Source organism: Hominimerdicola alba 8 (genome assembly GCF_000178155.2).
GTDB lineage: Bacteria > Bacillota > Clostridia > Oscillospirales > Ruminococcaceae > Hominimerdicola > Hominimerdicola alba_C.
On sequence record NZ_ADKM02000073.1, the window covers coordinates 1 to 25,919 of the forward strand.

Annotated in this window: 25 protein-coding genes and 1 other annotated feature; all 25 genes read left to right on the forward strand. The window is 47.1% G+C overall.

What is annotated here, in order from left to right; translation table 11 throughout:
- The first annotated feature begins 96 nt into the window (after positions 1-96).
- On the forward strand, positions 97-1,311 hold the full coding sequence (locus CUS_RS07555; protein ID WP_002849136.1) for a glycoside hydrolase family 10 protein: 1,215 nt from the start codon (positions 97-99) through the stop codon (positions 1,309-1,311).
- Between the two features lie 107 nt (positions 1,312-1,418).
- Entirely contained in the window at positions 1,419-2,258 is an 840-nt protein-coding gene (locus tag CUS_RS07560) for a sulfide/dihydroorotate dehydrogenase-like FAD/NAD-binding protein (protein WP_002849140.1), read from the forward strand.
- Positions 2,251-3,645: an NADPH-dependent glutamate synthase gene (gene gltA, locus CUS_RS07565; protein ID WP_002849144.1), complete on the forward strand. Its 1,395-nt coding sequence runs from the start codon at positions 2,251-2,253 to the stop codon at positions 3,643-3,645. Before CUS_RS07560 ends, gltA begins: the two co-directional genes overlap by 8 nt.
- 78 nt (positions 3,646-3,723) lie before the next feature.
- On the forward strand, positions 3,724-4,074 hold the full coding sequence (yajC, locus tag CUS_RS07570) for a preprotein translocase subunit YajC (protein ID WP_002849137.1): 351 nt from the start codon (positions 3,724-3,726) through the stop codon (positions 4,072-4,074).
- 92 nt (positions 4,075-4,166) lie between these two features.
- Positions 4,167-4,568 (forward strand): TIGR04086 family membrane protein, encoded by a 402-nt coding sequence (locus tag CUS_RS07575; protein WP_002849104.1) that lies wholly within the window; start codon positions 4,167-4,169, stop codon positions 4,566-4,568.
- Between the two features lie 116 nt (positions 4,569-4,684).
- A complete protein-coding gene (gene scfA / locus CUS_RS19155; RefSeq protein WP_002849108.1) occupies positions 4,685-4,828 on the forward strand; it encodes a six-cysteine ranthipeptide SCIFF in 144 nt (47 codons plus the stop codon).
- A 165-nt stretch (positions 4,829-4,993) separates the two neighbouring features.
- The gene (gene scfB / locus CUS_RS07580) at positions 4,994-6,367 is read left to right on the forward strand and encodes a thioether cross-link-forming SCIFF peptide maturase (RefSeq protein ID WP_002849122.1); all 1,374 of its coding nucleotides are present in this window, start codon (positions 4,994-4,996) and stop codon (positions 6,365-6,367) included.
- 1 nt (position 6,368) lies between these two features.
- Positions 6,369-7,055: a hypothetical protein gene (locus CUS_RS07585; protein ID WP_002849110.1), complete on the forward strand. Its 687-nt coding sequence runs from the start codon at positions 6,369-6,371 to the stop codon at positions 7,053-7,055.
- Positions 7,039-7,392, forward strand: coding sequence for a hypothetical protein (locus CUS_RS07590; protein ID WP_002849138.1), 354 nt, complete (start codon positions 7,039-7,041; stop codon positions 7,390-7,392). The genes CUS_RS07585 and CUS_RS07590 overlap by 17 nt, the downstream gene beginning before the upstream one ends.
- Before the next feature lie 118 nt (positions 7,393-7,510).
- Positions 7,511-8,437, forward strand: coding sequence for a cysteine synthase A (gene cysK, locus CUS_RS07595; RefSeq protein WP_002849099.1), 927 nt, complete (start codon positions 7,511-7,513; stop codon positions 8,435-8,437).
- A gap of 63 nt (positions 8,438-8,500) precedes the next feature.
- Positions 8,501-8,715 (forward strand) — a binding site (T-box leader).
- Between the two features lie 45 nt (positions 8,716-8,760).
- Positions 8,761-9,627: a VWA domain-containing protein gene (locus CUS_RS07600; RefSeq protein ID WP_227945496.1), complete on the forward strand. Its 867-nt coding sequence runs from the start codon at positions 8,761-8,763 to the stop codon at positions 9,625-9,627.
- Positions 9,628-9,660: 33 nt separating this feature from the next.
- Entirely contained in the window at positions 9,661-12,318 is a 2,658-nt protein-coding gene (gene alaS, locus CUS_RS07605) for an alanine--tRNA ligase (RefSeq protein WP_002849106.1), read from the forward strand.
- A 70-nt stretch (positions 12,319-12,388) separates the two neighbouring features.
- On the forward strand, positions 12,389-12,901 hold the full coding sequence (locus tag CUS_RS07610) for a GrpB family protein (protein ID WP_002849135.1): 513 nt from the start codon (positions 12,389-12,391) through the stop codon (positions 12,899-12,901).
- 28 nt (positions 12,902-12,929) lie between these two features.
- On the forward strand, positions 12,930-13,274 hold the full coding sequence (locus CUS_RS07615) for a histidine triad nucleotide-binding protein (RefSeq protein WP_002849116.1): 345 nt from the start codon (positions 12,930-12,932) through the stop codon (positions 13,272-13,274).
- 72 nt (positions 13,275-13,346) lie between these two features.
- Positions 13,347-15,308, forward strand: coding sequence for a ComEC/Rec2 family competence protein (locus CUS_RS07620; protein ID WP_002849102.1), 1,962 nt, complete (start codon positions 13,347-13,349; stop codon positions 15,306-15,308).
- A gap of 2 nt (positions 15,309-15,310) precedes the next feature.
- Positions 15,311-16,375 carry a DNA polymerase III subunit delta gene (gene holA, locus CUS_RS07625; protein ID WP_002849119.1) on the forward strand — a complete coding sequence of 355 codons (1,065 nt, stop codon included), beginning with the start codon at positions 15,311-15,313 and terminating at the stop codon, positions 16,373-16,375.
- 3 nt (positions 16,376-16,378) lie between these two features.
- Positions 16,379-16,975: a toprim domain-containing protein gene (locus CUS_RS07630; RefSeq protein ID WP_002849113.1), complete on the forward strand. Its 597-nt coding sequence runs from the start codon at positions 16,379-16,381 to the stop codon at positions 16,973-16,975.
- Positions 16,975-18,360 carry an MBOAT family O-acyltransferase gene (locus CUS_RS07635; RefSeq protein ID WP_002849142.1) on the forward strand — a complete coding sequence of 462 codons (1,386 nt, stop codon included), beginning with the start codon at positions 16,975-16,977 and terminating at the stop codon, positions 18,358-18,360. Before CUS_RS07630 ends, CUS_RS07635 begins: the two co-directional genes overlap by 1 nt.
- A 14-nt stretch (positions 18,361-18,374) precedes the next feature.
- Complete coding sequence (locus tag CUS_RS07640) at positions 18,375-19,478, forward strand: DHHW family protein (RefSeq protein ID WP_002849146.1); 1,104 nt, start codon at positions 18,375-18,377, stop codon at positions 19,476-19,478.
- A gap of 195 nt (positions 19,479-19,673) precedes the next feature.
- Positions 19,674-20,762, forward strand: coding sequence for an aspartate carbamoyltransferase (gene pyrB / locus CUS_RS07645; RefSeq protein WP_037276920.1), 1,089 nt, complete (start codon positions 19,674-19,676; stop codon positions 20,760-20,762).
- Between the two features lie 32 nt (positions 20,763-20,794).
- Positions 20,795-21,916, forward strand: a complete 1,122-nt coding sequence (locus CUS_RS07650) for an N-acetylmuramoyl-L-alanine amidase (protein ID WP_002849130.1) — start codon at positions 20,795-20,797, stop codon at positions 21,914-21,916.
- 180 nt (positions 21,917-22,096) lie between these two features.
- Entirely contained in the window at positions 22,097-23,140 is a 1,044-nt protein-coding gene (locus tag CUS_RS07655) for a DnaD domain protein (RefSeq protein WP_002849095.1), read from the forward strand.
- A gap of 2 nt (positions 23,141-23,142) precedes the next feature.
- On the forward strand, positions 23,143-24,144 hold the full coding sequence (locus CUS_RS07660; RefSeq protein ID WP_002849124.1) for an ATP-binding protein: 1,002 nt from the start codon (positions 23,143-23,145) through the stop codon (positions 24,142-24,144).
- Between the two features lie 12 nt (positions 24,145-24,156).
- The gene (locus CUS_RS07665) at positions 24,157-25,488 is read left to right on the forward strand and encodes an esterase/lipase family protein (RefSeq protein WP_002849115.1); all 1,332 of its coding nucleotides are present in this window, start codon (positions 24,157-24,159) and stop codon (positions 25,486-25,488) included.
- Position 25,489: 1 nt separating this feature from the next.
- Complete coding sequence (locus CUS_RS07670; protein ID WP_002849111.1) at positions 25,490-25,726, forward strand: hypothetical protein; 237 nt, start codon at positions 25,490-25,492, stop codon at positions 25,724-25,726.
- Positions 25,727-25,919: the final 193 nt, after the last annotated feature.

Genomic DNA, 25,919 nt, shown 5'->3' on the forward strand with positions numbered 1-25,919 from the left:
GCAGTCCGCAGAAAATGCGGACTGTTTTTTTGTGTGTCACTTCGCGGGTATAAACTGAAGTCGGCAGAAATATCATGGTAAAAAGGAGTTGATAACATGAAGAGAAAAATACTTGCTGCCACATTTTCGCTGATGCTGACTTCTTGCGGAAAATTTGGTGCTGTGACAAACATAGATGATATACGCCGACCGTCACCTGCACCGTCAGAAGTCATACATTTATCTGAAAACCCTGAGATATCAGGGTACAGACCGCTCAACTATGACCGACAGAAAGGAATCTGGCTCTCCTATATCGACTTAGCACCCATGCTTGAAGCAGAAACAGCCGAAGAATTTGAGGTGCGATTCGATAAAGCCTGTGAGAATATCAGAGAACTTGGCTGCAATACCGTATATGTGCATTTGCGTCCGTTCGGTGATGCAGTCTATGAGTCCGAATTATATCCGAAGTCTGATTACATCTGCGGTGAATATGACCCGCTGGACATCATTTGCGATACAGCACATGGATATGATATATCGGTCCATGGCTGGATAAACCCGCTGCGTTTGCAGACTGCGGACAGGCTTTCCGAGATAAAGGGCTGTCAGACAGCAGAATGGCATGCTTCGGGTGACCCTGCTGTGCAGACTGTAGCAGGTGATGAACACCTCTGGCTTGACCCCGCTTATCCCGAAGTAAGAGAACTTATAGCTGATGGTGCAGCCGAGATAGCCGAAAACTATGATATAGACGGTATTCATTATGATGATTATTTCTACCCGACTACCGACCCGGAGTTCGATGCACAGTGCTTTGCTGAAAATGGCGGCGGAAACACCCTTGAAGAATGGCGGACTGAGAATATATCGCAGATGTGCCGTGAGATATACCAAAGTGTCAAAGCTGTCAATTCTGATATTGAAGTCGGTATCTCGCCGCAGGGAAATATAGAGAACAACTATAATTTTCTCTATGCCGATGTTGCCCGCTGGTGCAGCGAAGAGGAGTTCTGTGACAGGATAATACCGCAGATATATTTCGGATACGATAATGCAGTCAAGCCTTTCAGCAGTACACTGGCAGAGTGGCAGGAAATGTCTGCAAACGGAAGCGTTAAAATGACTATCGGACTGGCAGTCTACAAAATAGGGAATGAACAGGAATTCACGGATAAGACAGGTATTATAGCACAACAAATCGCGGATTGTGCTAACTGTCAAGGCGTATCACTTTATACTTATAGCAGCTTGTTTGGTGAGGGTTCAGACAGTGAACGCATCATTAAAGAGAAAAACGCGATAATGGCTGAATTGAACAAATATTAACTGTTTCTAACAATATTGTTTCATGAAATTTTATCGCTGATTTGTACTTGTATTTTCTGATAAAATGATGTATAATATAGTGAAATTTGATTTCGGAGGGATAAAAGTTGTTTAAAATAATAAGGAGAAAAAAACTCAATGACAGCGTTGTGCTAATGGATATCGATGCGCCTTTCATTGCCAAAAAGGCTGATGCAGGTCAGTTTGTCATAGTGCGCGCTGATGAGTTTAGTGAGCGCATTCCGCTTACTATTGCGGATTTTGATCGTGACAAGGGCACTGTGACCATCATATTCCAGACCATCGGCGGTTCTACAATGACACTTGCAGCACTGAATGAGGGAGATGCTATCCGTGATGTGGTCGGTCCTCTCGGTGTGGCTACAGAGTATGAGCCGAACGTTAAGAAGGTCGCTGTCATCGGCGGCGGCGTTGGCTGTGCTATCGCATATCCTCAGGCTAAGAAACTCAATAACATGGGCGTTGATGTTCAGCTTATCGCAGGTTTCAGAAACAAGGATATAATCATTCTCGAAGATGAGATGAGATCTGCGTCTACCGAACTGCACATCTGCACAGATGACGGTTCTTACGGATATCACGGGTTTGTAACTGACAAGCTGAAAGAGTTGATAGATGCAGGTGCGAATTTTGATGAAGTCATAGCTATAGGTCCTGTTCCTATGATGAAATTCGTATGTAAAGTAACCGAACCTTACAACATAAAGACCATAGTTTCGCTGAACCCGATAATGATAGACGGCACAGGTATGTGCGGCGGCTGTCGAGTAAGAGTCGGCGGCGAGATAAAGTACGCATGTGTCGATGGTCCTGATTTTGACGGACATAAGGTCGATTTCAATGAATTGGTAAGAAGAAACTCTACTTACAGTGAGAGTGAGAAACAGCACGTTTGCAGACTGATGGGAGGTGCGACAAATGGCTGATATGCGTCAGGATAAGGTGCCTGTTGCCGAGCAGGAACCTAAGGTGAGGGCAAAAAACTTTGAAGAGGTAACACTGGGCTATTCCCTTGAAAAGGCAGTCAGGGAAGCAAGACGCTGCCTGAACTGCAAGGCGCGTCCCTGCATGAACGGATGTCCCGTTGGTGTCCGCATTCCCGAATTCATCGAAAAGGTCGCTGGTGGCGATCTTGAAGCTGCTTACGGAATAATCAAGACTACCAATTCGCTTCCCGCTGTCTGCGGCAGAGTCTGTCCGCAGGAGAACCAGTGTGAGGGTAATTGCGTTCGCGGCAAAAAGGGTGAGCCTGTCGCTATAGGCAGACTTGAGCGCTTCGTTGCCGACTATATGCGCGATAAAGAGCCTGAGGTCAAGATACCCGCTCCGAACGGTCATAAGGTGGCTGTTGTCGGTGCAGGTCCCAGCGGTCTGACTGCGGCAGGTGACCTTGCAAAACAGGGCTACGAAGTTACTGTCTTTGAGGCTTTCCATACTGCGGGCGGCGTGCTTATGTACGGTATACCGGAGTTCAGACTGCCAAAGACCATAGTTCAGCATGAGATAGATAACCTCACAAAAATGGGCGTAAATATCATGACCAATATGGTTATAGGCAAGGTGCTGTCGGTCGATGAACTGTTTGAGATGGGCTATGAAGCTGTGTTTGTTGGTTCAGGTGCCGGTCTGCCGAGATTTATGGGCATAGACGGTGAGGGTCTTATAGGCGTATATTCCGCCAACGAGTACCTCACCCGTATCAATCTGATGAAGGCTTACAAGAAAGAATACGCTACTCCGATAATGAAGTCGCAGAAGGTGGCTGTTGTCGGCGGCGGCAATGTTGCTATGGACGCTGCACGTTCTGCACTGAGGATAGGTGCAAAGAAGGTATATGTCGTTTACAGGCGTTCGATGGATGAACTGCCTGCACGTAAGGAAGAAGTCCACCACGCTATGGAAGAGGGCGTTGAATTCCTGACTCTGAACAATCCCGTTGAGATCAGGGGCGATGATAACGGCAGAGTTCGTGCTGTTGTTTGCCGTAAAATGGAACTGGGCGAGCCTGATGAGAGTGGCAGAAGAAGCCCTGTTGCTGTTGAGGGTTCGGATTACGAGCTTGAAGTGGATACTGTAATCATGGCGATAGGCACTTCGCCCAATCCGCTGATACGCAACACCACTCCCGGACTTGATGTCAACAAGCGCGGCTGTCTCATAGTCGATGACACCGAAGCTACGACCAAAGAGGGAGTTTATGCAGGCGGTGACGCAGTTACAGGCGCAGCTACCGTTATTCTCGCTATGGGTGCAGGCAAAAAAGCTGCTGCTGCTATCGATGCTTATATCAAAAATAAATCCGGTGAAGAGTAAACATTTTGTTAACGTACTTGAATAATTATTTGAGATATGCTATAATCTTAGAGTAATTATATTTCAGGAGGCAGTAAAATGAATCTATCACAACTTTTCAGCATTTTCACCGCAGCGGGTCAGGCACCCACAGCGAGCAGTTATATCATGACTTTCGTGCCGCTGGCACTGATACTGGTGTTTTTCTATTTCTTCATCATCAAGCCGCAGAAGAAACAGGAAAAGCAGGACAGGGAGATGCGTGACAGCCTTGAGATCGGTGATGAGATAATCACTAACGGCGGCATAGTAGGCATCGTGACCCAGATCAAGGACGACACTGTTGTTGTTGAAACAGGCGGCGACAGAAGCAAGATCCGTGTTATGAAGTGGGCGATCGCTAAGGTGGTTTCCGACAAGGACGAGGAAAACGAAAAGGAAAAAGCATAAAATATTGAGCCTGCCTTAGCGCAGGCTCTTGTCATATTTGCATTGTTGTGCGAATATCATAGCAGTAAAGACTTTGTAAGGGGGCGGCTGTTATGAGGGCGCACAGATCAAACAGAAGCAGGGGAGTGGGCATTGCGGTAGAACAGCTGGCGGCTCTTGCTGCTGCGGCAGGCATGACCATGCTGCTGCTATGCGCGATGGCATTTTTGCTGACAAAATTAGATGCGGGCAGATCGGTTTTTTCAGCAGTTTCGACGGGGGCGCTGGCGATAGGTGCGTACTTCGGCGGCTATGTAGGCGGCAGAAGGCGTAAAAGCAGAGGGCTTGCAATGGGCGCACTGACCGGTCTGCTGATATTTTTGCTGATATTGGTGCTGAGCAGCATATTCGTGAAAACAGCAGAGAATTTTTCACCGTTTGCAAAACTTTTCATGACAGTTTTTGCGGCAGCGGTCGGCGGTGCTGTGGGCGTGAATACCCAAAGAACTCCGTAAAATTAATATTTTGATTTATTATACCGAATGTTTATTGTTAGTTAATTAAATATTCATAAAAACAATGTCGATATATGGTATAATATCTTAAAATCAGTATTTGGAGGTATGATGTTATGAAACATATCAAGACTATCAACAAGGCTAATCTGAAGCAGAGCGCTGCTAAGGGCGGCTGCGGCAAGTGTCAGGCTTCCTGCCAGTCCGCATGCAAGACCTCTTGCACAGTTGCTAACCAGAAGTGCGAGAAGGAAGCATAATCAAGTTACTGACCGTTTAAGGGGGCTGCAAGGCTCCCGAAAAAGCGGGCGAGCACAGGTCATCTCTATCAGTCATGCTGACGGGTAGGGCTGGTCTTTGGTCGCCCGTTATCATTTATGTGAGTTTAGAAAATAACGAATATAACGATAATGCGAGGGAATAATATGATCCATAAGTTCAAACTGGCAGGCTACAATATCCTGCTGGATGTTAACAGCGGCGGCGTACACATTGTTGACGACCTTACCTATGACCTGCTCGACAGAGTCGAACCGCCTTTTGCAGAATCATGTCCAAAAGATGTGATGGACAGGCTCTCACGCACTTATCCCGCTGAAGAGGTGGAAGAGTGCTATGAAGAGATAGTTTCACTCTATAATGACAAAATACTTTTCTCTGAGGACGACTACGAGAAGTTTGCGCTGGCATCGGTTGCATCCCCTATCAAGGCGATGTGCCTGCATGTTTCGCATGACTGTAACCTCAGGTGCAAGTACTGCTTTGCGTCAACAGGTGATTTTGGTGAGGGCAGAAAGCTGATGGACTTTGAAACTGCCAAGCGCGCGATAGATTTTCTTATCGAAAAGTCTTATGGCAGAAAATTTCTTGAAGTTGATTTCTTCGGCGGCGAACCTTCGATGAATTTCGATGTTGTAATGAAGACTGTTGAATACGCGCGTTCCCGCGAGAAAGAGTGTGACAAGGTCTTCCGCTTTACAACTACTACCAACGGCATGCACCTTACTGATGATATGATCGATTTCATCAACCGCGAGATGTATAACGTTGTTCTTTCGATAGATGGCAGAAAAGAGGTCAATGACCGCGTGAGAGTGCGCGTTGACGGTACTGGCTGCTATGACCTTATCACCAAGAACTTCAAACGCCTTGTCGATAAGCGCGGCAATGATAAAGACTGGTACGTGCGCGGTACTTATACCAAGTACAATCTGGATTTTTCCGAAGATGTTATGCACCTCTACGATCTTGGCTTTGAGCAGATATCTGTAGAGCCTGTTATGGCTGATCCTAAAGAACCTTATGCTATAACCGAAGCTGACCTGCCCCGCATTTTTAAGGAGTATGAAGTGCTTGCCGAGAAGATCGCAGGCATTCGTAAAAGCGGCAAGTTCATCAACTTCTTCCACTTTATGCTCGACCTCGATCAGGGTCCCTGTGCGATAAAGCGTCTGCGCGGCTGCGGCTGCGGCAACGAGTATGTTGCGGTCACACCCGATGGCGACATTTATCCATGCCATCAGTTCGTTGGTGTCGAGGAATACAAGATGGGCAGCCTGTATGACGGCAGCTTCAACATGGAAATGAAGAACGACTTTGCAAGGGCGCACGTTTACACCAAGCCCGAATGCAAAAAATGCTGGGCGAAGTTCTATTGCAGCGGCGGCTGCAACGCCAATAACTATATCTATCAGCACGATATTCGCGCGGCTCACAAGCTGTCATGTCAGATACAGAAGAAGCGCCTTGAGGTGGCTATAATGATGAAGGCTGTACAGCTTCTGGGTGAAGCTGAGTAATATGTTCGGCTACGAGGATATACGCAGTCTTTTCGGACTTGACGAGCCTTGCGGCTGGAGCGAGGAAAAGATAGCTTCCCTGAAAGCGGAGTATGGCAGTCTGCCGACTGCACTGGAAGATTATTACAGGCTTTGTGCAGGCTGTGAAGAACTCACTCAAAACCCCGCGCGCGATTATCTTATGCCTGCCGATAAAGTCGGCATGAAAAAGGCTGAGGGTTATTATGTTTTCTTTTCGGAAAATCAGAGCGTTTCTTTCTGGGGCATAAAGCTGAGCGATATGTCGCAGGACGACCCGCCCGTTTACGAAAATTACGGTGATAACAAGTGGTATCTTACATGCGGCAGCCTTGCAAAGGTGCTGACGGCACATGCTTATCTGAACGCTGTCGGAGGCGTTCTTGAATATGCGCCCGATGACGGCTATCTCGAAGCTGATGCCAAACAGACTGAAAAACTGAAAAGCATGTTCACTCTCATTGAAACTGCTGACAGCGGCATTTATATGGGTGCTCAGTTTTTCAAGGTCAATGATGACACTTTCATGGCAGTGATGCCGAATGGCGATAATTCCGTTATAATGCTCGCATCTGCTTCGGAAGAAGGCTTTGACTCTGCGGCTGAGGCTGTATATCCTGTTTTAGGTCTTGAATATGACGAGGAGAATGACGATGAAGAATATTGTTGATTATTATCCCGATAAATACTGCGCCGATGGCGTGAACTGTGTGGCGGCAGGTGTGTACGAATTTGAGGGGCTGTATTTTACCAGCCTTTCCTTTGAGCAGGAACCTGAATTCGGTGAGCATGATGATGCAAGCGACATCTCACAGCACCCGCTGGAAGATATACTCCACAAGTTCAATGTCTACGTGCAGGATTACTACGAGTATGATGTTTATTTCGGCTCGAAAGTCTGTCACCTTGAATTTGCTTCGCAGGATATCGAGAATATCAAGGCTCTGCGCGGCATAATAGGCAAACATGTTTACTGTAATAATGACGGTGAACTGGTAATAGAATGATATTTCAGATACCTCTGCCTGCGGTGGGGGTATCTTTTGTTCTGTCCATGCTTGACAAAACTGTGCATTTGTAGTAAAATATATATGTTTTTTATAACTTTGAACGGAGAAGATAAATATGATCTATAATAATGTACTCGATGCTCTCGGTCATACACCGATGATAAGACTCAACCGCATGAACAAGCCCGGCAACGCCGAAGTGCTGGTCAAGTTTGAGGGTCTGAATGTCGGCGGCTCTATCAAGACAAGAACTGCCTATAACATGATACTCAACGCTGAAAAAGAAGGTCTTATAAACGAAAATACCATTATCGTTGAACCTACCAGCGGCAATCAGGGCATCGGTCTTGCTCTTGTGGGCGCTGTGCGAGGTTATAAGGTGATAATCATAATGCCTGACTCTGTCAGTGAAGAAAGGCGTAAACTGGTGGAACATTACGGCGCAAAGGTAATGCTGATACACGATGACGGTGATATAGGCGCATGTATTCAGGAGTGCCTTGATACAGCACTGCGCATGGCTGAGGAAGACCCAAACGTTTTCGTACCCCAGCAGTTTGCAAACCCTAATAATGTATATGCACATAAGTATCACACTGCACTTGAGATAATGGAACAGACTGCGGGCAAAATAGACGGTTTCTGCTCGGGTATCGGCACAGGCGGAACTATCACAGGTATAGGCGAAGCCCTGCGCGCCCAGTACCCCGACCTTGAGATATGGGCTGTTGAACCTGAGAACGCGGCTATCCTCGCGGGCGGCACTATCGGTACACACTTGCAGATGGGTATCGGTGACGGCATTATCCCCGATATACTCAATCAGAATATCTATGACGAGATATACATCGTCAGTGATGAAGAAGCTATACAGACTGCAAAAGACCTCGCTTCAAAAGAGGGCATAATGTGTGGTATCTCAAGCGGTACAAACGTTGCGGCGGCACTTAAGCTGGCTGAAAAGCTGGGCGAGGGCAAAACTGTCGTAACCATTCTGCCCGACACCGCCGAGAGATATTTCTCAACGCCGCTTTTTGAATGATCTTAGAAAATTCGCCCGAACCCCTTGACAAAGACGGCATTTTCGTATATAATTATTGTATATGTAAATGCTGTGACGGAATTATCCGCATGGTGAGGACTACAGAGAGAGGGCGGCCGGTGAAAGCCCTTGTCCGAGCGGCGGTGGCTGACCTGAGCCTGCACTGTGAAAACAGTGACGTATGTCTGCGTTAAAGATGTCGAGTGGGCTGTGTTATGATACTTCATATCATGGTCAATTTGGGTGGTATCACGGAGTTTTTCAGCTTCGTCCCATATTCTGGGGCGGGGCTGTTTTATTTGCGGGAGGTGTAATTGTTGGGTGTGAGGCTTTCTAAGGAAGAGTCTGAAAAGCGGCTTGACCTCAGAAAAGAAACTGTTAAAAAAGTCTGCCTGCAAAAAGCTGATATGACCGGTCTTATCAGCCGTGTTGCTGTTGTGCTTGATGTTTCCGGCTCTATGGCTGAGGCTTTCCGCTCCGGCATGGTGCAGGCAACTCTCGAAAGACTTCTGCCGCTGGCAATGGCATTTGACGATGACGGTACGATGGAGGTCTGGACTTTCAGTCACGGTTTCCAAAGGCATAAGCCGCTGACCAGAGGAAATTTCTACAACTACATCAAGGATAATGGTCTGAGTTATGGCGGCGGTACCAATTATTCCCCTGTAATACGCGATGTCGGCAACTATTTCATAAAGGAAGAGCCTGCGTGCCTGCCGAATTATGTCATTTTCATTACTGACGGCGATAATTTTGATGAGCGTGAAACTGACCGTGTTATAAAGCATATCTCCCACTTTCCAATATTCTTCCAGTTTGTGGGTATAGGCGATACTTCGCCCAACGCTTTTAAGTATCTTAGAAAACTGGATGATATGGATGAAAGGTTTGTTGATAACGCGAACTTCTTCGCCATACAGACGCTTTCGGATATAAATTTGCTTGATGACACCGAACTTTACACAAAACTGCTTGACGAGTACCCGAAATGGCTCAGTTATCCGCAGGTCAAAGAAATGATAGCTGATGGCGACAAGCTGTTTGAAACCAAGAAAAAGCGTCTTAAAAAGCTGAATAAAGTCAAGTATGGCTCACCGCTTGATGAAAAGCCGACTAAAGGCGGCAAAGGTTGGGAGATAGCCAAAACTGTGATCAAGATACTTGCGGAAGTCATTGACATTTTTACTTGATATGAAACTTATTTTTGAAAGGAAAGATATATAATGGAATGGACAAGTCTGAACGACCTCAGAGAGTCGTATCTGAAATTTTTTGAGAGCAAGGGCTGCCTCAGACACAAGAGCTACCCTCTCGTCCCTCAGAATGACAAGAGCCTGCTGCTGATAGTTGCAGGCATGGCACCCCTTAAGCCTTACTTCACAGGTCAGGAAGTTCCTCCGAGAGTGAGAATGACCACCTGCCAGAAGTGCATCAGAACAGGCGATATCGAGAATGTCGGCAAGACCGCACGTCACGGCACTTATTTCGAAATGCTGGGCAACTTCTCTTTTGGCGACTATTTCAAGAAAGAAGCTATCGCATGGGCTTGGGAGTACGTTACCGATGTGCTGAAACTTCCGCTTGACAGACTGCATGTTTCTGTCTATGAAGATGATGACGAGGCTGAGAAGATCTGGCATGAAGAGATCGGCGTGCCGATGGATCATATCGTTCGCATGGGCAAGGAAGACAACTTCTGGGAGGCTGGTACAGACGGTCCCTGCGGTCCATGTTCAGAGATATACTTCGATCGCGGCGAGAAGTACGGCTGCGGTAAACCCACCTGCGGTGTCGGCTGCGACTGTGACAGATATATGGAGTTCTGGAATCTTGTTTTCACACAGTTTGAAAGACATGAGGACGGCACTTATACACCTCTTGCACAGAAGAACATTGACACAGGTATGGGTCTTGAAAGACTGGCTGCACTGATGCAGGGCGTTGACTCTATATTCGATGTCGATACTGTAAAGGCTATACGCGACCACATCTGCAAGATTGCAGGCTGCGAGTATGGCAAGGAGTACAAGAAGGATGTTTCTATCCGCGTTATCACCGACCATATCCGCGCAGTTACTTTCCTCGCTTCCGATGGTGTCCTGCCATCGAATGAGGGCAGAGGTTATGTTATGAGAAGACTTCTCAGACGCGCAGTCCGTCACGGCAAGCTGCTGGGCATCAACGGTCTGTTCCTGAAAGACCTGGTAAAGACTGTTGTTGACTGCAACAAGTGCGAATATAACGAACTGGAAGAAAAGTTCGACTACATCGTTAAGGTGCTGACTACCGAAGAGCAGAACTTCAACTCTACCATAGACAGAGGTATGAAGATACTGGACGAGTACATCGAGAAACTTCAGGCTGAGGGCAAGACCACTCTTGACGGCGAGAGCTGCTTCAAACTCAGCGATACCTACGGTTTCCCGCTTGACCTGACCCGCGAGATTCTGGAGGAAAAGGGTCTTACTGCTGATGAAGAGGGCTACGCTGTCTGCATGGAAAAGCAGAGAGAAACTGCTCGCGGTGCAAGAGAGTCACAGGGCTACATGGGCGCTGAGGAAACTGTTTTCCATAAGATAGACAAGAATGTTTCCACCAAGTTCACAGGCTACGACAAGACTGAGGACACAGGCGTTATCTCTTACCTTGCTAACGATGAAGACCTTATCGAGAATGCAGGCGTTGAGGATGTAGTTTACATCGTGCCGGACCAGACTTGCTTCTATGCTGAGAGCGGCGGACAGGCAGGTGACACAGGTGTTATCGAAACTGCAACAGGCAAGGCAGAAGTACTTGACACTCAGAAGGCTGTCGGAGGCAAGTTCGCACTGAAAGTCAAGGTAACTGAGGGTGCGCTGACTAAGGGTCAGGCAGTTACCTTTAAGGTCGATAAGGCTAAGCGCCTTGCGACTATGAGAAACCACAGCTGCGCACATCTGCTCCAGTCCGCACTGAGAACTGTTCTGGGTGAGCATGTCCATCAGGCAGGTCAGCTTGTAGACAGTCAGAGATTACGTTTCGACTTCTCTCATTTCGAGGCTATGACCGCTGATGAAAAGGCACAGGTAGAGGCTCTTGTAAATAAGTATATATTTGATGCTCTTGACATTACAATGGAAGAAATGCCCATCGCTGAGGCTCAGAAGCTGGGTGCTATGGCACTGTTCGGTGAGAAGTACGGCGAAACTGTAAGAGTCGTTACTATGGGCGACAGGGCGAACGCTGCTTCCATCGAGTTCTGCGGCGGTACACACCTTGATAACACATCGAAGATAGGTCTGTTCAAGATAATCTCCGAGAACTCGGTAGCATCGGGCGTAAGAAGAGTTGAAGCTGTAACAGGCACAGGCGTTCTTGAACTGCTCAACAGTAATATCGAAACTATAAACAAGGCGGCTGAAACTCTGAAACTCAACAATCCTGCCGAACTTGTTTCCCGCTGCGGTGCTGTTATGCAGGAGATAAAGGGTCTTGAAAAGGAGAGGGATTCTCTCGAAACTGCTATGGCTAACATGCGCGCTAAGTCGGTGCTGGAAAATGCAGTAGATGTAAAGGGCGTATCTGTTGCCACCGCTCAGCTGAACGGCGTTAAGCCCGACGTACTGAGAAAGATGGCTGATGAACTCAAGGCTGCCAACGACAATGTCATCGTGGTTATGACCACCGTAAACGGCGATAAGGGCAACATTGTAGTTGCCGCAGGCAAGGATGCTGTTGCTAAGGGCGCACACGCAGGCAAGATAGCAGGCAAGATCGCTGCACTGACAAACGGCAAGGGCGGCGGAAGACCCGATTCGGCTATGGCAGGTGTGGGCGATGTATCGCTGATAGCTTCTGCATTGGAAAAGGCTGCTGAAACAGCGGGCGAGTTCATAAAGTAATTATTCTTTCGGCTGAGGGGCATAAGGTCAAACTCATGCCCCCGATGCCGTTATATTTTCGGAGGATATGATGGGTTCAAAAGCAGTGGAGGTCATGCCATATGATGAAAGCTGGCGGCAGGACTTTGAAGAGATATGTTGCGAACTGAAAACTGCTCTCGGCAAACTTGCACTGCGTATAGAACATGTAGGAAGTACCTCTGTAAAGGGTCTTTCTGCCAAACCTGTCATTGATATCGATGTGGTGATAAAGGACTATACTGTTTTCGACGAAGTAATTACAGCGCTGGAAAATCGTGGCTATTATTACGAGGGCGATCTTGGCATACCTGAGCGGGAAGCATTCGGTTATGTTGGCAGGGAACATTTGATGAAACATCATTTATATGTCTGCCCGGAGAATTCCCGTGAACTGAAAAGACATCTGCTTTTCAGGGATCATCTGCGTTCCCACCCCGAAGATGCAGCCGAATACAGCCGCATCAAAGAAGAGGGAGCAGCCCTTTATCCCGAAGATATGGATAGTTATATAAAACATAAATCTCCATTTATCGAGAAGATATATAAGGAGATAGGGATATGATATTAAATTGAAAACGGAGGTAAGAAAAATGGCTGATTGCTTATTCTGTAAGATCGTGGCAGGGGAGATACCCTCGAAGAAGATATATGAAGACGAAACAGTTTATGTGTTTGAGGACATCGCGCCCACAGCACCCGTTCACTATCTCGTCATACCAAAGGCTCACATCTCTAAACTCAGCGATGTCACTGCCGAGAACAGCGCAGTGATCTCGCATATCTACGAGGTGATAGCAAAACTCTCAAAGGAGAACGAGGCTATGAAGGACGGCTTCCGCGTGGTATCTAACTGCGGCGAGAGCGCAGGACAGAGCGTGTTCCACATTCACTTCCACCTGCTTGCAGGCAGACCTCTGACCTGGCCCGCAGGTTAATACGAGCATTCTCAGGCTGCCGTAGAATTTTTTTGCGGCAGCCGTTTATTCTATAGTAAAGCGGGGGAGATTATGACCAGAAAAGCGGCTTGGGCAGGGTTTTCCTTCTGGGCGGCGATGCTGCTGTCAGCCGCCTACAGAAGTGAACTGAACATCACACTGCTGTTGACAGCCATCGGGCTTGCAGTGCTTTGTTTCGGTGCTTTCAAAAAGTACCGCCGTCAAGCTGTTGTCTGCCTTGTTTCCTTCGCAGTGGGCATAGCGCTCAACACCGCTTATACCCGCTTTGTGTACGACAAACTTAGCGCACTTGACGGTCAGACTGTCACTATTAATGGATATATCAAGGATCTTTCTCAGATAGACGGAAACTACGACCGCGTTACTGTCAGCGGCAGAATTGACGGTCTGCCCGCTGAGATGAGTTTTGTACTTCCATATGACGATTACCGCTATTATGATGAGATAACTGTCACCGATACAGTCAGCCTGCTTGAGAACGGAGTGAAATTTGACAGCGGCAGTTATAATTACTCAAAGTCTGTTTTTCTGCAAGGCGGTTATGCTACAGGCAGCGCTGTGCTGACAGGGAAATCTGTAAACCCGCTTTTCCGCGTGATACGCGAGTACCGTGACAGACTGTTCACTCTTATTATCGATATCTGCCCCGAACGTGAGGGCGCTTTCTTGGGCGCGATGCTGTGCGGTGACAAAAGCGAACTTTCACCGGCATTGAAGACCAAACTCTATAGAAGCGGTCTTGGTCATATCTTTGCAGTATCGGGTATCCATCTGGTCATAGCCGTTACATTCTTTGGTGCTGTGGCAGAACGGCTGATAAAGTCGCGCCGCATCTCAGATGGTCTTATCTTAGCTGAGATATGGGGATTTGCAGTCTTTGCAGGACTGTCTGTCAGCGTGGTGCGCTCTGCTGTTATGCTGACACTGACCCGCAGCGGGCATTTCTTTGGCAGAAAGACAGATGGTCTTAATTCACTGGGACTGTGTGTGATAATATTGACTGCCGCAAAACCGTATACAGCCATATCGCCGTCTTTTGTGCTGTCATTTCTGGCAGTGCTGGCAATAGAACTTGTTTCTCTGAACAAAGGCGATGATGAAGAGCGCAAGCCTGAGCGGTCACTGCGGGTATCATCTGCGGTGCTTTTTACGACTGCGCCTGCTTCTGCCGCGTTTTTCGGCGGGGTATCGGTAATGTCAGTGCTGACCAATCTGTTCCTTGTGCCGCTGTGTACCGTTTCGTTACAGCTTTCTTTTGCTGTTCTCCTGACAGGCGGCACAAGTCTTGTCGGCAGACCGCTTGTTAAGCTGGCGGCACTGCCGGTACGGTTTGTGCTTTTCTGCGCTGACTATCTGGCAGATATCAGATACAGCTATATTTTTACAGCACCAAATTTCGTGTTTTGGCTGGTGATAGTGACCTCTGCTGTAATGACGGCCGTGTGCGTTTTTCAGAAAAACAGCAGGCGCTATCTGCTGTCTGTGATGGCAGTCATCGCTGTATGGTGCGCTGCTGCGAATATCACTCTTTGGGCAGATGACAGTGTTAAGATCACTATACTTCCCGGCGGAAGAAAGACCGCTTATGTGGTTTCAAAACAGGGAAGCGCTGTGATCTTTGATGTGGGCGCAAAGGGCAGGCTTGACGGTGCTGTTGTCCGTCAGCTTGACAGTCTGGGCGTTACGGATATCAGCTGTGCATTCATAAGCGAACAGCCTGCGCTGACGGCTTCCGCTTATGGTGAGGATTTCTGTTTCCCACCAAAGACAGTGTTTGCTGAAAGTGATCCGCTGACCGATGATGCAGAGAATATCATCGAACTGGGTCAAGGCGATATTGCCGATCTTGACATGATAACAGTTTCGCCTGCCGATAACGGCTATGCTGTCACAGAAGACGGCAACAGTTACATCTTCGGAAAAGGAAAAGTATCCATAAACGGCGAAGAGGTAAATATATCAGACGAACGCACCGCACTGGTGCTTGATGGAACGACTTTAAGGAGGCAATAAGCATGCCCGTCACAAATACGACCAATATAACTAAGGAGATCAAAAACGGCGATGTTGCAAGCCTTTATTACTTTTACGGACATGATGCCGCCGCAGTCGAGAGTTTTACCCGCTGGCTGATAAACAAACTCTGCCCGAAAGACGCTCAGTTCATGAATTTTCATAAGTTTGAGGGCAAGGGGCTTAGCATACCTGCACTTTTAGATGCCTGTGAAGCGCTTCCGATGTTTGCCGAACGTGTGGTAGTAGCCATCAACGATCTGAGAATGGAAGACCTGCCCAAAGAGGACGGCGATGCACTGCGCAAGATACTCTCAAAACTGTCGGATACTACCACTGTCATAATCTATGCAACTGGTGTTGACCTCTATAAAAACAAGCGAAGCCTAACCGACAAGAACAAGCGCTTCTGTGACCACTGCGCCAAGTATGGCGAAGTGTGCGATTTCCAGTACAAGACTGCGAACGAACTTGGAAAGTCGATCGCTGCCGCTTTGCAGAAGAAAGGCTGCGGGATAGACAAGCGTACCGCTGAGTATCTGGCTGAACTGTGCGGCTGTGACTCGGCATATATCAAGCAGGAGATAGAAAAACTCTCAGCTTTTGCGAACGGCAGAGCAGTCACTCGTGAGGATATCGATGCGCTGTGTATCAAGCATATCGAGTATGACGGCTATGAACTTGCGGTCAATATACTGAACAACAACGCAAAATATGTCTATAACCGCATATCCGAACTTTCAGCGCAGGACTTTGATGCCTACGAACTTGTCAGCATAATCAGCTTTTCGCTTACCGATATCTACCGCGCAAAACTTGCGCGCTCTTCAGGGCTTAGTCACAGCGATGCCTGCAAGGATTTCGGCTATCCCAAAAACCGCGAATTCGCCATAAAGAATGCTTATCAGTTATGCGGAAGTATCTCCATACACAAAATAAAAGCTGTGCTGAAAATAATGTGCGATACAGACTTCACACTTAAGACAACTTCACTCGACAAAAAAGCGGCGATGCTGGTGCTTGAACAGCGTGTGGCAGAATGCTTCATGGCAGGAAACGGCAGGTAGTTCATGGAGAAGATAAAGATAAAACAAGCTGTTGTGGTCGAGGGCAAGTACGACAAGATAGCCCTCTCAAAGGTCATTGACGGCGTGATAATAACCACCGACGGCTTCGGCATTTACCGCAGTGAAGCTATAATCAAGCTGATACAGATGTATGCCCGAACGGTTGGTCTGGTGATACTTACCGATTCCGACTCTGCCGGTCAGCAGATACGCGGACGAATAAAAAGTCTGGTGGGCGATGCTGAGATAATAAACGTATACTGCCCTGTCATAGCGGGCAAAGAGCGCCGCAAACTTCACCCGTCAAAAGAGGGTACTCTTGGTGTTGAGGGTATGAGCGTACAGATACTTCGGGAAGCATTTGAAAAGGCAGGTCTTGCAGGTGAAGCAGAACTTAAGCGCGAACCTGTCACCAAACAGGACATGATAGCATTGGGACTCAACGGTTCGGAAAACAGTTCTGCTTTACGTGAGCAGGTGGCGCTGTCGTTGGGTCTGCCGACTAAGCTGTCTTCAAATGCGCTGAGAGATGCTGTGAGCACACTTATGGGGCGTGCGGCTTTTATTAGATATATTGAAGAACTGAAAGGGGAGAAATGATGATAGGCGCGAGTTTTTTATACTTTTTTCTCCCGATATTTTCAGCGCTTTACCTGATATCACCAAAGCCCGTCAAAAGCAGACTTGTGCTGGTCACAGGCGCGGGACTTATCTGCTTTGCAGACCCGATGGGACTGATAGCTATGGCTGTCTGCATACTGAGCGGTTATCTGTTCGGGGTGTTCATCTATAACTTCCGTGATAAGTCTGTCAGCAAGCTGCTGCTGGTGCTGGAGGTAATGATAAACTCAGCGGTGCTGCTTCTTTTCCATCGAACCGCATATGATGGTTCAGATCTGCTGGCTGTGCTGGGGCATCGTTTGCTTCTCAAGTCGGCGGTGAATGTAGGCGCGGCTGTCATGCCGCTTCATTCCATCGGTTACTGTGTTGATGTGTACAGAAAAAGATACAGATGCGAGCATCGTTTCATAAAGGTAGCGGAATATATCTCATTTTTCCCTGTTTTCGCAGCAGGACCTATCCTGCGGTATGATAAGATAAGCCCGCAGCTTGAAGAGCGCAAGACTGATATCAGTGGTATTGCATCGGGCATAAGGCTTATAATGCTTGGCATGTTCAAGAAACTGTTCATATCCGACACCATGCTTGAACTCTGGGACGATGTTGGCGGTGTGCAGATATCATCATTGCCTGCGCTTTCTGCGTGGATAGGCATACTGGCTTTTGCTTTTTTCGTATATTTTGAAGTAAGTGCATTCTCAAACATCGGCTGCGGGATAGCCGCGATAATGGGCTTTAAGCTGCCGCGTTCTTTCCGTGAGCCATACAGGTCGCACAGTTTCAGCGATTTCTGCCGAAAGTTCAACAGTACACTCTACCGCTGGTGCAAGGATTATATCTACCGCAGCATAAAACATCGCGGCAGTCACGGCATATCCGAGTTCTTCGCTATCTTGCTTACTGTGCTTGCAGCCTGCATGTGGTACGGCACTTCTTTAAGGTCAGTGGTATTTGCAGCGGCGATGGTCTTTATGCTGAGTATCGAAAAACTGCTGGAAAAGCCGCTGAAAAAGTTGCCGAAGATAGTCAGGACGCTGCTTTTTGTTGTTCTGCTGCTGACGATACTGCCGTTTATGGCTTTTTCAGATATCCTCGATGCGCTGGGCTATATCAGGGCAATGTACGGCGGCAACCAGATAGCGGCTGATGTTACATCTGAGTATCTGATATCTGCATACTTCCTGTTCGTGGCACTATGTATGCTTATCTCCGGCGGAGTTTTCGGCTATGTTTTCAAGAAGAAAATGTTCAACAACGAATATCTGCAAACGATAATACAGCCTGTATGGGTGATCGCGCTGCTGATATTCTGCACAGCTTTCCTTGTATCAGGCAATGAAAGCCTGTATAGGTATATGTTTTAGGGGAGGTGCAGAGTATGAAAAAATTCTCGGATGCCATAACAGTTGCAGCGTTTTTCGCTATATTGATAATGTTTGCGGTAAGCACCGTATTCTTTCAGGATGATCTGCCTTTTGAGCGTTTGTTCAGCAAAGATGTGAATGTCGGTCAGGCTGTCAGTGAGTATGTCAGCGACAGCTTCCCGATGAGGAAGAACTGGCGTTCTATCTACACTAACATTATGGTCTTTTCAGGGCGCAGACGATTCGGTGACTCTTTTCTTGCAGGCGACAGATTGGTCAAACTGGATAAGAAGAACGGAAACAGCAAAGTAATAGAAAATGTGGCGCACATAAACGAACTTGCTGCTAACACCGAAAGTCCCATCTACATGATGCTGGCACCAACGGCGGCAGGTGTCTACAGTGCAGATGTTCCCGAATTTTTTGCTGACAAGACCCAGCGTGAGCGGATAAACGATGCTTACTTGCAGCTTGACAGGCGCATAGCTTCGATAGATGCTTTCTATCCGTTATATTCAGCAAGAGATGAATATGTCTACTACCGTACTGAAAACCTCTGGACCAGCTTCGGGGCATATTACGCATATTCAGAGTCCACCAAAAAGCTGGGATTGCAGGCGGTCACCCTTGACAACTACGATCAGGAGTTCGCAGAAGCGGGATTTTACGGCAGTATGTACGACTCAGCTATGGTCAGCAGGATCGTTCCCGACAGGATAAACATTTTCCGTTCAAAATATCAAAGCCCTGTCACTGAAGTGGATATGTTCGATGGCAGCGGTGCAAAGCAGGCTGAGTCGGTGTACTTCCGATCGGCGCTGAAAAGCAGCAAAAAGACGGATATCTTCCTGCAAGGCGACAAGTACCTCAAGACAGATATCTACACCGACCTTGACAATGACAGCGAATTGCTTTTGATAAAGGGCAGTTTTGCAAATACCATCGTGCCTTTCTATACCGCTCACTACAGCCGTATCACTATGGTCGATCCAAAAAAGCTGAAAGAAGCTGACCTTACGCTGTCTGATGTAGCGGATATCAACGAGTACGATCAGATCCTTGTGATGTACGATATCGAAAGTTTCTCTTATGCAGATTGCCTTGATACGCTGAAATGATCTGCTGACATTTATTATGTGACTCCCTCGCGCTGCGGGGGAGTTTTTTTACAATAATTCATATACGGTTACAAAATGATTACAAATCATTAACTTTATGTTCTGTCAGACTATTTACATTTCTGCTGAAATATGCTATAATAAAATAGTATGGAAAAATTTTAAGTTTGACGATCAGCAGAAAGGATGTTCATTATGGCAAATATCTACAATAACCTTAATTTGATCGACCTCAATGATTTCCCTGTGAATTGGTGGACAGGATTGCTTGATAAGGCACATGATATCATGTCTGATCCTGCTGCCTATTCCGAAAGCTGCAAGGGAAAGATAATGGGTACTCTGTTCTATGAACCTTCGACCAGAACACAGATGTCTTTCCAGACGGCGATGCTGCGTCTGGGCGGCACTATAATCGGCTTCGATAACCCTGCCACATCATCGGTCGCAAAAGGCGAGAACATCAAGGACACCACCAAGATCGTTTCGGGTTATGCTGATATAATGGTCATGCGTCACCCTGTTGCAGGTTCCGTAAAGGCGGCTGCGCTCACAGCTGACTGCCCTGTTATAAACGCGGGTGACGGCGGACATCTCCACCCCACTCAGACTCTCACCGACCTTCTGACCCTCAGAGAAGAAAAAGGTACTCTCGAAAATCTCTGTATTGGTTTTTGCGGCGACCTGAAAAACGGCAGAACAGTCCACTCGCTGATAAAGGCTATGTCTTGTTTCAAGGGTACCAGCTTTGTTCTTATATCAACTCCCGAACTTTCTTTGCCTGCATATGTCAAGACATTCCTCTCTGCAAGTGGACACAGCTATAAAGAAGTATCAAGCCTTGACGATGCTGTGGGTATGCTCGATGTGCTTTATATGACACGCATACAGCGTGAGCGCTTTTCAAGTCCCGAAGAGTATGAAAAGCAGAAGGGCTGCTATATACTTGACAATAAGAAAATGGCAAAGGCTAAGGACAGCATGATAGTGCTTCACCCTCTGCCAAGAGTAGATGAGATAGCTATCGAGGTAGATGACGACCCTCGCGCCATGTACTTTAAACAGGCGAAATACGGCATGTATGTCAGAATGGCGCTGATATTGACAATGCTTGAAGAAAGCACCATGAAAGTCCCGCTGATAACCGGCAGAGCATACAAGCACCAGATCTGTTCCAATCCGCTCTGCATAACCCATAAGGAAACATATCTTCCCCATTATTTCAGAGGGGACAGTACCATGCTGGAATGCGAATACTGCGATGAAAGGACGCTTGTTGAGTAAGCGCTCTACCGCTTCACACAGGAGTTGTACCGATGTATAAAATGACAGACGAAGAGTTCTACAAGGTATACGGACGTATGCCTCGCCGCTCAGGTCGTAACAAGAAAAAGAAAGTTAAAGTCTACTGGCACAGGATAATAATTGCATTGCTGATACTTGCGCTGGCTGTTTTTGGTATCGTCAAGCTGATATCTTTTATCGTCGGCAAGGTAAAAGGCGGCAAGGCGGATAGCAACAGTTCGCATGTAGCTTCGGTCAACAGCGGTGATGATTACTACGCCGCACCCGAAAATAAAGAAAAAGACGCTGCTTATAAGAATATCGAACTGACAGTCTGCATCGACCCCGCTCATGGCGGTTTCGATAACGGCACAAAAGACGACAGCGGCAGACTTGAAAAAAACGATACGCTTAATATCGCTCTTGCACTGAAAGAACATCTCGAAGGCTTTGGTGTTAAGGTGGTAATGACAAGGTCTGATGACAGCTACCTGTCGGTCGAAGAACGTGCAGCTGCCGCAAATAATGCCGCAGCCGACCTGACAGTATCTATCCACCGCAGCAGTACTTCTGTCTTTGGCAGTGATATTCATGGCTTTGAGGCTTGGATAAACAATGCTTCGCCCGAAAAAGACAAGGCTTTTGCACAGCACATTATGAATAAACTGCAAGAGATAGGCATATCCGAGAATAAGGGCGTGCTCGTGGGATACGATAACGATAAGACCGTCAATTACTCGATGACCGAACAGACTAAAATGCCGTGTGTGCTGCTGGATATGGGCTATATCACCAGCAGTATCGACAACCAGCTTTTTGATGCCAATCTTGAAGCATATGCGCGTGCTATCGGCAACGGCATAATTGAGAGCGCCGAAGCACAGGGTATAATCGATAACAGCGGCAAAAGACTGGTGAGCGGTCAGCTGATATCGGAAAAGGGCGTTTCTGCCAAAATTGCTGTTCCCGAAAACAAGACCGAGAGCCGTTCTGATGAAAGTTCTTTGTCGGATGAAAGCCGACAGGAGAATGATGGCTGGGAAAACAATGATGACGGCGATGATAATTCTTCGCAGGCTGAACAGTCAGGTGATGACTATGAATACACCGATGATGGTGTAGGCTATTATACCGACCCCATGATGACTGATTAAAAATAAAGGACTGAGAGCGATTCTCAGTCCTTTTTGCATATCTCTGTGCGTGCAGGCAGAGCAGTATGAATGTTGTACAAATCGCCCAAATCTGATGGCGATATTATTAAAAATTTAAGTATGGAATTGTTGGCGCAAATGTGTTATAATAAAAGGGATTTCTTTAAAGAGGTGTAATAAATGGAATATAATTTTGAAGCTGACAGCTTCGGGGCATCTTTCAGTTTTCCGTGGGCGGCTGTCGGCGGACATATAAAGGACTGTACAGAGGCACAGATAAAGATACTGCTGTGCATTTTGGCAGGCGCAAGCTATACAAATTCTGCTGTGATATCTGCGATTTCGGGATATGACGAAAATGAGGTCGATGCCGCAGTTGAATACTGGTGTTCGGCAGGGGCGTTGCATATCAAAGGGGAGAATATCGGTAATGTTGAGCCTATCGCCGCACCTGTTGCAGAGAAGACCCATACTTTCTCAGGAAAGAACGAGCCTGTGTCACTGGTTGAAGCTGTCAGACCTGCCAAAACAACCGCGATAGACAAAAAAGTCACTGTAAGATACACCCAGCGCGAGATGCGCGAAAAGATGGAAAAAGACAGCAATCTGAAATATCTTGTTAATGAGATACAGACGCTTCAATTTTCAATAAACGGCAACGAATGCGCAAAGCTGATAGAACTTTATGAGTACTATAAATTCGATGTGCCTTCGATATTGCTTGTGGCAGACTATTGCCAGCGTTCGGGCAAGTCCAGCATCGCATACCTCTGTACTGTGATGACAGACTGGTTCAATAAAGGCATAAATACCTTCTCTGAGGTCGAACAGGCTATAATCCATGCGGGTGAGAGCAAAGCCTTTGAAAACAAGGTAGCCAAACTGTTCGGCATGGAGAACAAACCGTCAAAGAAACAGCTTGCTTTCATCAATGAATGGCAGAATATGGGCTATAATACCGAACTTATCGAGATAGCATATGACAAGTGCCTCGATGCTAAGGGCAAGCTGAGTTTCAATTACATAAACGGCATACTTAAAAACTGGGCAGAAAAAGGCATCACCACTGTCGAGCAGTCGGGCGAAGAAGATAAGCGTTTCAAAAATCAGCAGGCTGTCAATCGTGAAAATGAAAAACCATCTTTCAACCTTGCTGAGTTTGAAGAGTATGCCAATAACATAGACCTCAGTTCTATCAATCTGGGCAGCAGAAAGGATGACTGAAAATGAGATATACAAAATCCGCTTTTGACAGGGCAGAACTTGTTTTGCAGGAGCGCCAGCAGACCAGTGAGAACGAATATCAGGCAAGACTGCATGAAATCGCAGAAAAAGCCCCTGAGATATACCGCCTCCACCTTGAAGCGCTGAGGCTGAATTACTCGCTCATAGGCAGTATAGGCAGACAGAACAGCGAGAAGCTGACGCTTTCACAGCAGATATCCGCTATAAAAAATAAAAACCTTTCTGTAAGGCAGACACTTCGCGGCATGCTTTCAGCAAGCGGTTACCCTGAGGACTATCTGCAATATCACTATTTCTGTGATATCTGCCGCGATACAGGCTACCATGAGGGCGTGAGATGCCGCTGTATGAAAGAACTGCTTGAACGCTATACCATTGAAGAACTCAATTCACACTGTTCGATAGCTATGCACGATTTCAATGAATTCAGGCTGGATTATTACAGCGCTTCACCAATGGCAGACGGCGAGTCGCAGCGTGATAAAATGCGCAGGGTCTATGAAACATGCCTGAGATATACTTCGAGTTTTAACGAGAATGCACCGCAGGACTCACCATCTTTGTACTTTTATGGCAGAACGGGTCTTGGCAAGACTTTTCTTTCCTCCTGCATCGCCAAGAACCTTATCGACCGCCACTGCATAGTGGTGTACGGTTCAGCGACAAATCTCCTGCACCGCATAGAAGAAGAGAGATTTCGCAAAGCGGAGGGCGACACCACCAGCATATTGCTCGAAGCTGAACTGCTGATACTTGATGATCTGGGCGCTGAGTTCAAGACTACATTCACCGAATCGGTGGTATACGAGGTCGTCAACGAACGAATCAATAACCGTCGCCCGACCATCATTTCCACCAACAAATCTTTGCAGGAAATGTACAAGACCTATAACGAGAGGATAGCATCGCGGCTGGTCGGCAACTATATCCCGATCCAGTTCTACGGCGGCGATATCAGGCAGATGAAGCCAAGCTATGTGTAGGGGGATAAAGCTATGAGAAAGATAAGGCTGTTTATCGACCAGCTTTTTCTGCTGACACTGTGCAGTTCGCCCGCCCTCTGGAAACTTACAAAGTTTTCATCAGGTATTAAAATAGCGGCGATAGTCCTGCTTTCGCTGTTTTATGTAGTATATCTGATATCTGCGGGCGGCAGACAGGATAAAAACAGCAAACTCAACCGCATCGCAAAGGGAACTTTTCTTATTGACGGCGCTGTGTTCTCGCTGTTTGCACATACAGTCATAGTTATACTGCTGATAATTTTCAGCGGTCTGAATGGCTGGCGGCAGGTCGCCAATGCACTGACAGGCTATGCGCTGATAGCTTCTGCCGCATTTGCGGGCATGATAAGGCTCGTCGTTTCATCAAGACAGGTAAAGCTCGTGAAGTATATAGCACTGCTGTTCACATGGTATATACCCATAGTAAATATGATAGTGCTTCGTTCGATATCACACTCAGCCAAAAAAGAATTTTATTTCGAGCAGGCAAAGCAGGAACTCGATGATATGCGCAAAGAGAGTGAAGTCTGCAAGACAAAGTACCCGATACTTATGGTACACGGCATATTTTTCCGTGACTGGCAGATGTTCAACTACTGGGGCAGGATACCAAAAGAACTTGTGCGAAACGGCGCTGAGGTCTACTACGGCAAACAGCAGTCAGCGAACCTTATCTCTACAAGCGCAAGCGAACTCCGTGACCGCATAGAGGAAGTCATCAGGGAAACAGGCGCACCGAAGCTGAATATAATCGCCCATTCAAAAGGCGGACTTGATTCGCGCTACGCCATCTCAAAACTGGGTATGGATAAGTACGTTGCAAGCCTTGTGACGATAAATACGCCGCACTATGGCTGTAATTTCGTTGACGACATACTTTCAAAGGTGTCTGACGGTCTGTTGCAGTTTGTGGCAAATCGTTATGACAAGCTGTTCACTGTTCTTGGCGACACCGCGCCGAATTTTGAACTGGGCATAAGAGAACTGACACACTCCAACTGTGCAAAGCTGGATACTGAACTTCCCGATAAAGAGGGCATATATTACCTTTCGGTGATGTCGGTCATGAAGAACATGTTCTCGGCGGGATTTCCGCTTAATCTGGGCTATTTCCTGAACCGCAAAGACGGTACGGGAAATGATGGTCTTGTGGTGAGAGAGTCTGCACTGCGCGGCGAGAATACGCTGATGATAGAACACAAGGGCAGACGCGGATTATCTCACGGCGATATGATAGACCTTTTCCGCGAGAATATCGACGGATTTGATGTCCGCGAATTCTATGTGGGAATTGTAAAAGATCTTAAAGAAAGAGGATTGTAATATGAACCCAATGGCAGTAATGAAATTAAGACCCCTTATGGAGAAATTCCATGAAAATCACCCTGCGATACCGCAGTTCATGCACACCGCCGCAAGCGGTCTTGAAGTTGACGGCTTTATCGGGCTGAAAGTCACAAACGCGGCAGGTCAGAAGATAGAGGCGAATATAAAACTCACCGAAGAGGATATCGAGTTGTTCAACTCTCTGCGTGAACTGCTTGCAGAAGCAAACAAATAATAAAATGTGGTCATCTCGCTGACAAACCGTACTAAAAATCCTTTCAGCGAGTATTATCAATAGTTGGCGGTCTTCATTCCCTCGCCGCATGTGGGGGAATGAAAACATCTCATAACTGTTTCCGGTCATCCCTTTATTCTTAGTGCTGTATTAAAGGAATGACCGGAATAAAAAACGTTCCGCACCGATATGT